Source organism: Candidatus Chloroploca asiatica (assembly GCF_002532075.1).
GTDB classification, from domain to species: Bacteria; Chloroflexota; Chloroflexia; order Chloroflexales; family Chloroflexaceae; genus Chloroploca; species Chloroploca asiatica.
Map to the genome: position 1 here is coordinate 1 of NZ_LYXE01000090.1, position 13,947 is coordinate 13,947.

The 13,947-nt window shown below is 58.3% G+C and carries 7 protein-coding genes; 2 read left to right on the plus strand and 5 right to left on the minus strand.

Annotation, left to right across the window (positions count from 1 at the left end):
- Positions 1–157 precede the first annotated feature (157 nt).
- The 5 genes from A9Q02_RS10785 to A9Q02_RS10805 all read right to left on the minus strand — a co-directional run bounded on the left by A9Q02_RS10785 (position 158) and on the right by A9Q02_RS10805 (position 10,494).
- Positions 158–1,228 (minus strand): GNAT family N-acetyltransferase, encoded by a 1,071-nt coding sequence (locus A9Q02_RS10785; protein ID WP_172450870.1) that lies wholly within the window; start codon positions 1,226–1,228, stop codon positions 158–160.
- Positions 1,229–1,390: 162 nt separating this feature from the next.
- The gene (purD, locus tag A9Q02_RS10790; protein WP_097652992.1) at positions 1,391–2,635 is read right to left on the minus strand and encodes a phosphoribosylamine--glycine ligase; all 1,245 of its coding nucleotides are present in this window, start codon (positions 2,633–2,635) and stop codon (positions 1,391–1,393) included.
- A gap of 15 nt (positions 2,636–2,650) precedes the next feature.
- Complete coding sequence (locus A9Q02_RS10795) at positions 2,651–6,370, minus strand: CHAT domain-containing protein (protein ID WP_097652994.1); 3,720 nt, start codon at positions 6,368–6,370, stop codon at positions 2,651–2,653.
- Positions 6,360–7,598 carry a diguanylate cyclase domain-containing protein gene (locus A9Q02_RS10800; protein ID WP_097652996.1) on the minus strand — a complete coding sequence of 413 codons (1,239 nt, stop codon included), beginning with the start codon at positions 7,596–7,598 and terminating at the stop codon, positions 6,360–6,362. The genes A9Q02_RS10795 and A9Q02_RS10800 overlap by 11 nt, the downstream gene beginning before the upstream one ends.
- Before the next feature lie 241 nt (positions 7,599–7,839).
- Positions 7,840–10,494, minus strand: a complete 2,655-nt coding sequence (locus A9Q02_RS10805) for a winged helix-turn-helix domain-containing protein (protein WP_141508846.1) — start codon at positions 10,492–10,494, stop codon at positions 7,840–7,842.
- 373 nt (positions 10,495–10,867) lie between these two features.
- Here A9Q02_RS10805 and A9Q02_RS10810 point away from each other — a divergent pair, with 373 nt between their 5' ends.
- Complete coding sequence (locus A9Q02_RS10810; RefSeq protein ID WP_097652999.1) at positions 10,868–12,544, plus strand: MFS transporter; 1,677 nt, start codon at positions 10,868–10,870, stop codon at positions 12,542–12,544.
- 15 nt (positions 12,545–12,559) lie between these two features.
- Positions 12,560–13,942: a dipeptidase gene (locus A9Q02_RS10815; RefSeq protein WP_097653001.1), complete on the plus strand. Its 1,383-nt coding sequence runs from the start codon at positions 12,560–12,562 to the stop codon at positions 13,940–13,942.
- The last annotated feature ends 5 nt before the right edge of the window (positions 13,943–13,947 follow it).

Consider the following 13,947-nt stretch of genomic DNA (forward strand, 5'->3'; position numbering starts at 1 on the left):
GGATGCGGCCTCGCCCCGGTACGGGCACCCCTTGCGGGTGCCCCGCCCCGGTACGGGCACCCCTTGCGGGTGCCCCGTTGTATCCGATTTCGTATGATGCAATCGCCCTAGTGGTGGAATAGACACTCCTATGGCCTATCCAGATAGGAGTGCGATATTACACTACTGGATTGAGAACCTGCGCCTGCACGGGCTGGTCGAGCGGTGCGCCAAAGGTGGCTGACGTCAACGGAATGGCAGGAGCAACAGAACGCTCAAGCAGGACAAGACCAGGCTGTCGCTCGAAGCCGTGGTTGAGGTTAATCGCGAGCATCCCGGCATTCGTATTTTCTACCCAGGTGACAATGCGGCGAAAGCCATGCCGCTGGGCGTAGTCAATGGTCAACAACTTCATCACGCGGGCCAGACCCTTGCCACGATACGCGGGCAATGTCCCGGTCAATTCCTGATAGAGCGTATCGGGGGTATCGGCGCGACCTTGGAGAAAACTGAGGCCAACATACTGGTCGCCATCGCGAATGACAAAGAAGGCATCAAAGAGTGCCTGGGGTGATTCAATCGCAAAGGCCGCGAACTCCTCACGCGTCGTAAAGATTTTTTCAGGGATTGGCACCTCGCGGGTTAAGGCAGCGTGGAGCGTATAGATCTTCTCGAGCCAGTCGGGATCCTCAGCACGACACTCGTCCAGGGTCATCATCCGCAAACCATGGTCGGCCTGCAGGCGTTCAAGACGCGGGGCGAGAGCGACCGGTGCGGTGTGCGCAACCTCAAGCACAAAGGGATTGCTGCGCATCTGCTCGGTGAAGCCATGCCGCTCAAAAGCTTCGCTCAATTCAGGGGCTTGTTCAGGCACAAAAATCCAGAGCGCACGCCCGCCAAGTTCCGCCAGATCCGCCTCCATCTGACGAAGGAGCGCGGTACCGATCCCACGGCGACGCAGGGCGTGGTGTACCCGAATCACAATCCAGTAGGTCCCAGGGTTTTGCAGCCAGGTCACGGGGAAGAAGTGGCCGACGCCGATGGTGGCGCCGCTTGCATCCTGGGCGAGGTAGCGCCACGAATGGGCACCGCTGCGCTCGCAGGCGCGGTCGAAGGCGTGCAGATCATCAAGGCTCGGGGCCTCGTTGTCAAAGGGCTGTTCAACACCTGCCAGCCGATAGAGATCGGCAAACGCTTCATAGTCGGCAGGGGTCATCGTTGCACGCCGGATGGTCAAGCCAGGTAACATATAAGGCCTTTCTCGCTTTGACTGGGCGCGCCAACCGGCAAGCGGGTGAGGGTCGCACTCCCTTCCGCACATCAGCTGACACATCACGGCGACCAGTTCACAGAATAGGTGTGATGTCCACCCATACAGTAGCATGCGCACGCACGTCTGGCAAGAGGGTTTTTACTCTGCACCAATATCAGTGCGATAGTATTTGCCGTCAAACTTGATTCGTTCGGCATATTCATACGCACGTTTGCGCGCTCGGGCCAGGGTGGTACCTACACCAGTGACGCCAAGCACGCGCCCGCCATTGGTGCAAAGCCCGCGCCCACCCAGGGTCGTGCCCGCGTGAAAGATGATGACCTGATCATCGTCAATTGCTTCGACCCCGCTGATCTGGTCGCCCTTACGTGGTTTGCCGGGGTAGCCCTCGGCACAGAGCACAACACAGACGGCATAGCCCCGTCGGCGCCGTAGTTTCTCGGGGTTGAGCCCGCCCACCGCACAATCGTAAAGCACCTCAAGAAAATCGCCTTCAAGCAGCGGCAGGATCGCCTGAGCTTCAGGGTCACCAAAACGTGCGTTGAACTCGAGCACCTTTGGACCAGCATCGGTCAGGATCAGGCCACCATAGAGGACACCGCGGAAGGGAATTTCACGGGCAGCCAGTTCGTTCACCACCGGCTGCAAGCATTGCTGCACGATCTGATCAAGCAGCGCTGGTGGCACATCATCAACGGGGGCCATCACACCCATCCCCCCGGTATTTGGGCCTGTGTCGCCCTCACCAAAACGCTTGTAGTCACGGGCTGACGGTAGGGGCAAGAGCCGTTGCCCATCACAGAGGGCCATTACCGACACTTCCCGCCCAAACAGGCGCTCTTCAAGCAATAAATGGCTGCCCGCCGGTGTTGCGGCGAGGTGATGGATCGCATCAATTGTTTCGCCAATCGTTTCAGGCACGATGACACCCTTGCCCAAGGCAAGCCCATCAGCCTTGACGACCCAACTTCGCCCGCTCGCGAAGACAAAAGCCTCGGCATCGGCGGGGTTGGTAAAGACGTGCGACGCCGCTGTTGGCACACCAGCTGCCGCCATAATTTCTTTGGCAAACGCCTTGCTACTCTCGATGCGCGCCGCAGCGGCTGTTGGCCCAAAGGCCGGAATGCCCGCAGCAAGAAAACGATCAACAATACCATCGGCAAGCGGATTATCTGGACCGACAACGAGCAGATCAATGCCTTCGCGTTCGGCAAGATCAACGAGTGCCCCAATGTCGGTCAGTGGAAAGGGGACGTTTTTGCCATAGACGCCTGTGCCAGCATTGCCAGGCACACACAGCAGCCCGCGCAGATGTGGTGACTGGGCAATCTTCCAGGCCAGGGCATGTTCGCGCCCCCCCGAACCAATGAGCAAAACCTTCATAGCACAACCTAAGCCCTATAGACGTGAGCCTGAGCCAAGTATAACATACTGGCGTTGTTGGATCGTGGCAACGGTCTGATACCAATGTTCGCGTAGTTCGAGCGGCCAGCTAGGTACGCGATGGCCCAGATCACGCATGGTCGTCGCATCACCGATCCACGCAAGCGCCTCGATGGCTTTGCGTCGTAAGTAGAGGTCATGGTCGGCACGGTCTGGTCGACGCGCTGCCACGGTAAAGTCGCCCAGCGCCAGTGGTGGAACTGGCTCGGCAGCAGCAAGGGTCTGAATGAGTTGTTTGAGTGTAGGCCCCTGGCTGCCATCAACCAGCGGCACATGGCGTTCGGCAATGCCAACCCCGATCCAGGCCAGTGATTGCAAGGCTTTCGCTTTGATCACCTGCCCCGGATTGGTAATAAGCAAGCGGATCAACCAGTCGACAACCTCGCTGTCGGTCGCCCGTAGACGCCCCGCAAGATAGGCCAGTTGCTGTGCGGCACTGTCGGCAACCGTCGGGTTGTACCGAATCAAGACCCGGAGGAGCCTGATAACATCCTGTGGGTGAAAGAGGGTCAGCGCATCAGCCGCAGCCCACATCGTATCCTGCCAATCCTCGCTGATGACCTGCTCGGCGGTGTCGTCAGGGCTCAGAATAACCCGCAGCAAATGTCGCGCATCAAGCATCCGCTTTAGGCGGGTGTCAATCATGTCACCGAGCGCAAAGGCCGCCAGCGCCCGTTCTGGGGCCGAGGGCGAGGTATGCAACAAGGTATGCAACTCGTTGCGACCGGCACTCCCCTGTCGCCAGATCCCCATAAAACGGAGCAAGGTCTGGTCGTCACGCAACTCACGCAACGTCGGAGGGCTGACGCCTGCCCCAGGCAAGGCATTGGTGAACGATCCTGCTACGGTTGGCAACCCGGCTGAACGTGGCACAGCCGGTTCGCCCGCCACATTGGACGGTGCTTTGGCTTCATCAGCGAGCGCGGCAAGATAGATCGTGCGCAGGGCGCGCGCGGCGGCAATGCGAACATTTGTATACTCGTAGCGCGGCCCCGAGGCGCTCGGGCGTACCCGTTCAATCACGAGACGATGCAACTCGTGACGCACCTGGGGGTACTGCAAGCGTCCCAGCGCCACCACCAGTTGCTCGCGCCGCTCGGCTGACGGCTCACGCGTACTGCGTAACCTGAGCACACACGCATCTAGCAACTCCGAGCGCAAGGCCGGATCAAGCCGTGCCTCTTGCTGCGGCGCAAGCGCTTCGAGGCAACGTGCCGCCATGAGCGCATGGCCGTCACTGCCAGCGCGAATGGCCGAGGCAAGCAACCTGAAGAGTGGGGTGAGATCGTTGAGCATCCCAACTAGGGCATAGATGACCTCTTCCCACCAGAGCATAAGCTCCTGGTTGGCACACATCGCGATGATATCAGCGAGGCGTTCCTGGCGATCCGCACGGTTCGCCAGGGCGACGGCGGCACAGTAGGCTTGCAGGTGACTATTGACAAAGCGAGCGGCACTGCTGCCGACGCCGGTCAACAGACGCGCCGCCCGCAACAGGTCGTACAACTCTTCGAGGCTATAGTCGCGCTGATGGCGCACGCGTGCCAGCGTGCGAAAGATTGTTGCCAGACTCAGGTGCTCGCGATGCTCCCAGCAACTCTGCCAGGCCAGGGCGATCAGGCTCGTGCGGGCAGCGGCCCCCAGGCTAAACCGTCGATCAAGGGTGCCAAGCATGCGATCGAGGTAGCTCTGTACCAGTTGATTGCGGGTAAAGCCATCGGGTGTGGCACTCGTCAGTTGCTCGATCAGCAAGGTCAAGAGACTCGGGTCGCTTGCGAGATTGAGGAGCCGTTTGTCGCGGATCTGTCGGTAGAGGAGGGCGGCGTTTGACGCATCACGTTGCTGTAGATAGCCAAGGATCTGACGCTCGCCAAGTGGCTGGATCACCAGCACAGACGCCCTGCTGAGATGGGGGCCAGGATAGCTGTCTTGCGCCGAGGTGACAATAAATCGTTCGTTGGGAAGCCGCTGTGCCAGGCGCATCAGTTCACGGGCGGCTTCACTGCGCGCACGTTCGGGGAGCGTATCAAGGTCGTCGAAGAGCAGCACAAACCGTGGTGGGCCTTCAGGTTCGCGGGCAGTGTGAGCGTGACGCATCGTTGTACCGAGGAACTCGCCGAGGGCCGGTGTAAGCGCACTCACCTGCTCGACAATCTGGCGTTCCAGCCGCTGCTGACCGCGCTGCTGATCATAGCCAATCAGCGAAATGAAGATCCCAGGGGGCCGCGTGACATCCTGGGTCACCGCCTCGGCCAGTTGGTAGGCCAGGCGGCGCAAGACCGTTGTTTGTCCCGAGTGAGGCGGACCAATCAACGCGACGAGATTCGTGCTCGGTGACCTGACAAGCCTCCGTTCTGACCGCAGATGCAAGCCAAGGGTCTGGTCAAGCGTCTCGATCGCCCCCATTGCGGCTGGCGCATCTTCGGGTCGCACACGCAACAAATGCCAATCCTGCCCAGCGGCAACCTGCATCACCGCAACATCAATATAGGCGTCGCCACGCCAACGCGCAAACTCAGGCTCACGCAAAATGGCCGCCACATACTCCAATTGCGCATTAGGCAGAAAGATTTGCCCGCTGGCATACCGCATATAGAGCACCGGCGTACTCCACCCAGTTGCCTCGGGGTTGAAGATACGTCGGCGGGCACTATTGACGGCAAAATCAATGGTGCCATCACGCAGCAAAACGTCACTCAGGTGGTGGGTAAAACTCCGGGCCAACACCACCTCGATCAAGCGTTGCATCGCAAGCACAGCAGGCACCCCGCTCTCGATCAAAAGACGGGTTGCCAAGCTATGCAATGCTCCCGCGACGGCACTATTGCAGGCGACCATCAAGACCAGTGAAAGCCGGTGGCTCACGGGCAAGGTGCGGAGCAGGCGAACCAGCGTATTGCTATCATAGAGCAGAGCGCGTCGTGTCTGAGGTTCTTCAAGCACGAGCCGGGTGCCCAGTTCAGGGTGAAACAGACCGTGTCCATAATAGAGCAACACATCATACCCCGTCTCAGCAGCGGGGGCCTCGGCATCGAGGGTTCCACGAAGCAACGCCGTGCGCAGCGCTTCAGGCGTCGCCAGGGGCAAGACATCACAACGCAACTGACCAGCAGCTATCGCGGCACTAAAGCGCGTCTCAAAATCACGCTGCTCGGCCTCACGATCAAGCTCGGCGAGGTGCCAGCGGGCGAGATCGACGGGTGACGCTAGCACCATCAGCATGCGGATAGGGCGACGGGCCAGGGGGCGGCCTTCGTCCAGTTCGGCACTTTCGACATACCGTGAAAAGAGAATGCGTGGATCGACCGCCAGCGGCCGTGGAGGTTCCAGGCCGCTCGTATCATCAAAATGCATCAACTCCCAGGGGAGTGCGTGCAACGCGGGGGCTGCCGGATCGAGGGCCAGGCGGAGCCGAAGCTGGTCGTTCCGCGCATTGATGGCCGCCCAGGTCTGTTGAAACATCAGCGCCAGCGGCCCACTGAAGAGTTGATGAAAAAGGCGGAGCCCGGTCGCAACGAGGGTTTGCGGATCGGATGCATCAGGCACCGTCTCGGAGTCAAGCGTCAGCGTCGTACGCTCACGCCGACCACTGGCGAGCCAGAGGTCAACGGTATAGCGTTGCGGCGCACCATCGGGATGGCGCAGCACACGGACAAACATATCCTCAATTGCCATGGGCAACTGTCCTTGTGACTAGCATATGTTCGACATGGTTCTTCCCACCTGCTTTAGCCTTGTAGAGCGCGAGATCGGCCAGTTTGATCACATTCGCCAAAGACTTTTCATCGCCAGTATAGGTTGCAATACCGATACTAATCGTCACATACGCACTGGCCTCGCTTGACTTATGAGGAATGCGCAGGGCCTCGACATTTGCGCAGAGCAACCCACCAAGCTCGAGCGCACCCTCGACGCCAGTGTAGGGCAAGAGAATGCCAAACTCTTCACCGCCATACCGGGCCACCAGATCACCAGGGCGTTTCAAGACCTGCTTGAGCACCTGGGCCACTTGTTTCAGACACTCATCGCCTGCGGGATGACCATAGGTATCATTATACGCCTTAAAATTGTCGATATCACAGATCGCAATCGAGAGAGGTACCTTATTGCGTTTGCTATGCAAATATTCACGTTTGACCTGCTCATCGAAATAACGACGGTTATGGATACGCGTCAACCCATCGAGATCCGAGAGATCTTCCAGGATCTTGATCGTATGGCCTAATTTTGAGCCAAAAACACCGATCAGGCTACCCCCTACCACACCAAAAAAGAGGTGACTGAAGAGCAACGCCCACGGCATCGAAAAGGCAACCGGAAACGAGACACTGATCCCGCCGCGGATATCACCAACCTGATAGCCCTGCTTTTCATGGCACTGCAAACAACTCTGCTGCGTAATCAGGGGAGCCATATACTGAAAAAACATCGTGTCGCCGTCCTGGGCATAGCCTGTATACTCGGTCTTGACACGCTCTTCAAAGATCCGCAGCGCTTCGGCTTCCCAATCTTCAGGAGCATTCGCCGGACGAATCGGGTTCAGACTGGTAATATGCAGATTGATATTGTCTTGTTGATTCGCAAGTTCGGCAATCAAGCGGGTCATATAGGCTGGATTGATCAGGGTCAACATCGTGCCATCAGTCGTCGTCAGATCGCGATGGGCAACCTCAAGGTAGGGGTTCGGTTCCACCTCGTCTGAGACCGGCATATAGACCCCGCCGTGCTGTGAATTCCACGCACGGGTGGTGACAATCAGGTCGAAGATAACCCGGCCATTTTGCAGATAAATGTCGTGCTGCTTCTGGCGTACCTGGACAATATTCCAGGCCGCCGAAAGGCTGATCAGAACGAGCCACCCGATGACTCCGGCAATGATGTACGGTCTGGCTTTGCTTGTCATAGCGCTGCTCCGTGTGTGCGTGAACGTATGGCTCTGCTCTGTCCCTGCGTACGCGAGGAGGTGAACTAGCGGCCCTGTGGCCTCAGCTGTTTGGCATTCGCTAGAACAAAGCCAACTACGTTGGCTTTGTTCTAGCGAATGTAGCCGTGTTTCAGTCAACCTATTTGTTGGTATCTCGTTAAAAATAAGGATACCCCCAACGGATTACCACGCTATTACCAGCGCGGGGGGGTAACGGAGGCTAGCGCGTAGCAGGTGCATCCAACGCAAGCAGGCCCAGTGCGTGGGCCGTCATCACAGCTTCGCGGCGACTATGCACGCCAAGTTTGTCGTAGATGGTCGTAGTATGCTTCCGTACGGTATTAGGGGCAATCACGAGGTGCCGGGCAATTTCTTTATCGGACCAGCGCAAGGCGAGCAGACCGAGAATTTCGGCTTCGCGGGTTGTGAGCAACTCGGGGAGGCTGCCCCGGGCCAGCACCCGGGTTGCAGGTGTCGTTTCGTCTGGATGGGAGCCACTGGTGGCAAAGAGTTGCTGCAGATAGGGCCGCGCAAGGCCTCGCTCACGCAGGGCATCGAGGAGTGGCCTGAGGCCTGAGCCAAGATCGAGCAGCGTGCGGACAAAGCCAGCGGCAGAGGCACGCTGTAGAGCCTGTTCGAGCAGGGTCAGGGCCTGCTCGGTCTGGCCCTGGGCATGGCGCACGACGGCTTGCATCGCAAGACCACTGATCTGCAAGCGCGTCTGGGGCACCTGGGCAACTTTAGCAAACCATGACGCCAGGAGCAGATCGGCCTGCCTCAGGCTGACCAGATCACCCGCAGCCACCAATGCCTGAACCTTGCTCAGGCAGGGAATGCTGACCGAAAGCATAAATCCGGGATGCAAATGATCGACAGCGATCCCTGCGGCACTGCACAACGCCGAAGCCACATCACCCCGCGCCAGTGCCACCTGAACCGCACAACTCAGCGCCTGATGCCGCAAAAAGACCCCACCGACTTCATTGGCAAAGACGAGGGCTTCCTGCGCAAAGACCTCAGCTTCGGCGAGCGAGCCGCGGGCCAGCGCAATCAGGGCCAACCCGATCACCCCATTGCTATACCCAGGGTAAGACACTTTGTATTTGCGCCTGGCGAGCATCTGAAACTGAGCCTCTGCCGCAGCAAGATCGTTCCGTTCGTAGGCCACCATGCCCAGGCTATACGCCGCATAGCCGAGCCAGAAATCACTTGACTGGTTGCTAACTACAAAATCATATAACTGTTGCGCATAGTCCTGCTGCGCCGATAGATCGCCGATCAGATGGGCCATCCAGCAGAGCCCGGTCGCACGACAGAGAGGCTGTTGCGGGCGCAAGGCGGCGAGCGTAGCGGGCAGATCGGCTTCCAACAACGCAACCCCCTCAGCAAAGCGGTTGGCCCCTGCATAGGCAAGACCGAGTGCGAGCAGCACCTGCGTACCAAGGGCAGGTGTTGGGCCAAGCTTGAGCGCTACCTCGAACGAACGGATTGCCTTGGTAGCGTCACCCTCCCACAGGGCAAGGATCCCACGCAAGGCAGCAAGATCAGCCTGAAACCGCTCCGTCGAAGGCAACGGATCGTGCGTACCAGGTGTGGCAAGCAATTGATCAATCTGCGCCAGACGCCGCTGGAGTTGCAGGAGATCGCGGCCAAAGATTGCGAGGCGAGCCGCGATCAAGGTCAAGCCTGGGCGACGATCGATCACGTGTGATGGCAGGCGTTGCAACCAATAGTCTGGAGAAGTTGGCAACACATCCTGGCCCATTGTCGGCATCAACAACTGCTCAATCAGCCTAGCGGCCCCATCCTCATTGCCAGCAGCGAGCAAATGACGGAGGGCCTCTTCATCAAATCCCTGGGCCTGAAACCAGTCGGCAGCACGCTGGTGTAGCAGCGCAAACTGTGTCTCACCATATTGAGACTGGGCGTAGCGCACAAGCAGATCGCGAAAGAGATGATGAAACCGATACCACTGGTGGGCCTCATCAAGCGGAATCACAAAGAGATTGGCGAGCAGCAACGTCTGAAGACGACCTTCGGCAGCATAGATCGCCTCAGGTGTCCCAAGCAACGCCGCACACAACCCGGCGCAGAACCGCTCGGGAACGGCCAGGGCCAGCAAGGTCTGCTGCATCTCGGCAGGCTGATGTGCCAGCACCTCATCGGCCAGATATTCGGCGATCTGGCGTGTGACAACGGAAAAAGACTGGGCCGATGCCATCGAGTCGCGCTGGGCCAGGGCCGCCAGTTGCACCGCAATCGCCCAGCCGTCGGTCTGTTCTTGTAACGCATCAACATAGGGTGACGGTGGAGGCGCACCCTGCAGGTTGGTCAGCAACGCTGTCGTCTCGGCAGGAGTAAAGCGCAACGCATCGGCGCGAAGCTCAACAAGTTGCTGCTCAGCACGCAGACGGGCCAGAGACAGCGGCGGATCAGTGCGCGAGATCACCACCAGACGGCACGAGGGGGGCAGATGGCGCACAAAATAGGCCACAGCCTGATGGATTGGCTCAGACGTGAGCATGTGGTAATCATCGAGCACCAGGGTTACCTGGTCGGTGAGCGTATTCAGATCAACGAGCAGTGCCTGAAGGAGTACATAGGGCGGCGGGAGTTTTGGTGCGGTAAAGAGATCGCGTATGGTCGTAAGCGGTTGCTCGATGGCCTCTTCGATCGCACCGGCAACCAGGGCCAGGAAACGCTCACTCGCTTGATCATATTCATCGAGGGTTACCCAGGCAAACCGTGAACGAGCATGCGCATCCCGCGTTGCCTGCGCTTCCTGGTGGTAAAGCCACTGGGCCACCAGGGTTGACTTGCCAAAACCCGCCGGAGCCACGACCAGCACCAGTTTTGCATCAGGCAGAGCTTCCACAGATGGAAACAATCGTGTACGCTCAACCCACGCCTCGAGTCTCTGCGGAGGGCGCAGCTTTGTGGGTACGAGCAGCACGAATGGATTGACAGCCAATATCCTCGCTCCTCTGGCAGAGCATCACAGCCTATAATCTATACCTATTTATTATACCTGAGTTCATCATAAAACAATCTATCCTTTAACAGGTGAGATACCCAGAAAATACTGCACTTTGAGTGATGCAACTGAGAATCTGAGGTACTATAATCGGGATTGTCTCTAAAAGCGCTGTATATTGATGTTAGGTAGCAAGCGATGTGCATGGAACCTCATAGCTCATCGTCTTTTGCCGTGCGTGCCGTAGACCTGTTCAAGAGAGAAACAAACGTGTATGACTAGTTCTTTAGGCGCAACCACGTCAAGTGCCGAAGCAACAGCAAAAGCCTCGTGGTTTCCGATGTTGATCATCAGTCTGGCCCAGATCCAACTGGCCTTCAATGTGAGTGCCCTCCAGGTTTCCATTGGTGGCATTGTTGAGGATTTCAACACCTCGCCAACCAGTGTCAGCACCGCCCTTGTGGTCTACTCACTCGCCGTGGCTGCGTTTGTCATGCTTGGGGCCAAACTCGACAAGATGATTGGTTCACGGTTGATGTTCCAGGGTGGCATCCTGGTGCATGGTGTGGCGATGGGCATGATGGCCCTGAGTACAACGCCGAATCGGATGATCCAGATCCAGGGCCTAGCCGGACTGGTGGCGGCGCTGATGGTGCCGTCGCTGGTCGTCTTGATCGCAACCCACTATCGGGGCAAGCAGCAAGCGCAGGCGCTTGGATTGCTCGGGGCTGCTCAGGCTTCGGCAGGTGTGCTCGCCTTCTTGATTGCCGGTGCACTCGGCACATTCCTTAGCTGGCGGTATGCCTTCGGGTTGCTTGTCTTTGTGGCAATGGCGATCTTTTTCCTCAGTTTTCGCCTTAAGCACGTGCCACGGCAAACCGGCATGAAGATTGATTGGAATGGCGTGCTCCTCATTGCTTCTGCCGTCACTCTGCTCAGCCTCGGTTTCAATTACCTCAATGCCTGGGGCATCCTTGTTGCAACTTCCAATGCGCCTTTCAATATCCTCGGTCTTTCGCCCGCCCCAATCATGATTGTGTTTGGCATTATACTCGGGCAACTCTTCTTTTCCTGGTCGTATCTGCGTGGCAAAAAGGGCAAGCCAACCCTGATTGCTCTTGAAGTGCTCGACACTCCTGAAGAACGGTATACGACCTATGTCCTTTTGATCATTGGGGCGCTCGGACCGGCGATCAACTTCCTGATCCCGCTCTACATCCAGATTGTGCAGGGGCGAAGTAGCTTGCAAACGGCCGTCGCGGTGATTCCCTATTCGCTGGCGATCTTCTTTGGGACGGCGATGATCGTCCGCCTCTTTGATCGTCTGACCCCGCGCATGATTGCGCGCTATGCCTTCGTTACGATTGTGGTGGGCCTGATCATGCTTGCCTTTACGGTCTCGAATGACTGGGGCACGCCAATGGTCATTCTTAGCCTCGTCATTGTTGGTGTGGCCGAAGGTTCGCTGCTGACCCTGGTCTTCAATGTGCTCGTTTCAGCTTCACCCAAAGAACTGGCTGGTGATGTTGGGGCCTTGCGCGGTACCGTCAATAATCTCTCGACGGCCCTCGGTACGGCGATGGTTGGGGCGCTTGCCGTCGGCATCCTCGGGGTGCTCATCGCGGGCCTCGCGACGAATCATCCCTCCATTCCGCCTCAGTTGCTCGATCAGGTAAATCTCGACAATGTCAATTTCGTGAGCAATGACCAACTCGAGGCGATCCTGTCAGAGACGAATGCAACCCCCGAAGAGGTTGCCGCAGCCGTTGCGATCAATGAGGACGCCCGTCTCCGTGCGCTCAAGGCGTCCTTCCTGGCCCTGGCAGGGGTCGCAATGCTCGCCATTGTGCCCGCTGGCGGGCTGCCAAATGTCTTGCCTGGTGAAATGCCAGTTGATCAGCCGCAAAAAGGTGCCGCGAGCCGGAAGAAGAAGGCTCGTACCACTGCCTAGAAGAGGATAAGTGTTATGACCATTTCAAGTCAAGAGGCACGTGCTTTTTCACGCGCACAAGGGGCCAGGTTTGTCGAGGAGTTGTTTGCCTTTTTGCGCATCCCTAGCCTGAGTGGCGATCCGGCCTATGCCCCTGATGTCCGCCGGGCCGCCGAGTGGCTGGCCGAGCATATGCAGGGCCTGGGGCTCGCCAATGTCCAGGTGATGGAGACAGCCGGGCATCCGGTGGTCTATGGCGAGTGGCTCGGGGCTGGCCCCGATAAGCCGACGGTGCTGGTCTATGGGCATTACGATGTGGTGCCTGCCGAGATGAGTGATGGCTGGCAGACGCCGCCCTTCGAGCCGGTCGAGCGCGATGGCCGCATCTATGCGCGTGGCGCAACCGACGATAAGGGGCAGCTCTTCATTCACGTCAAAGCACTCGAGGCGTATCTGAAGACGAGCGGGGCCGCTCCCATCAATGTGAAATTTTTGATCGAAGGCGAAGAAGAAGTCTCATCACCGAATTTGCGGCCCTTTATCGAAGCGCATCTCGATCTGCTCAAGGCTGATGTCTGTGTGATCAGTGACTCGTCGATGCGCACCATTGATGAGCCGGCGATTACCCATAGCCTCCGCGGCATGACCTATCTGGAGATCGAGGTCACTGGGCCGACCGACGATCTGCATAGTGGCTTCTGGGGCGGCGCAACCCATAATCCGGCGCTCGCCCTCGTCGAGATCCTTGGCAAGCTCTATCATCCCGACAATACGATTGCGGTGCCTGGCTTCTATGATGATGTCGTTGCCCTCACCGACGAAGAACGGGCGATGATCGCGAAGACCGATCTCTCGGAAGCGCAGTTCAAGCAGTCAACCGGGGTTCCGGACGTCTGGGGTGATCGCACCTACACCATCCGCGAGCGCGTCTCGGCGCGTCCGACCCTCGATATCAATGGGCTCTGGAGTGGCTGGAGCGGCCCTGGCCCCAAGACGATCATTCCGGCGAAAGCGTCGGCCAAGCTCAGTTCACGCCTGGTCGCCAATCAGAATCCACACAAGATCTATGCACAGATCAAAGCCTATATCGAGTCAATCACCCCGCCAACGGTCAAGGTGACGGTCAAACTCTTGACCACGGGTGAACCGGCCCTGATTGATTTCAACCTGCCTGCGATGCAGGCGGCTGCGCGTGCCTACGAAAAGGGGTGGGGCGCGACCCCGGTCTTTACCCGCGGCGGTGGCAGCATTCCAGTCGTGGCCGATTTTGTCACCCTGATGCAGATTCCGGTCGTGATGATGGGCTATGGTCTTGACGATGACGGCTTGCATGCTGCCAACGAAAGCTATAGTATTGAAATGTTCCAGCGTGGCATCGAAACAGCGATTGTCTACCTGGAAGAATTGGCTGCACTCTAAAGGAG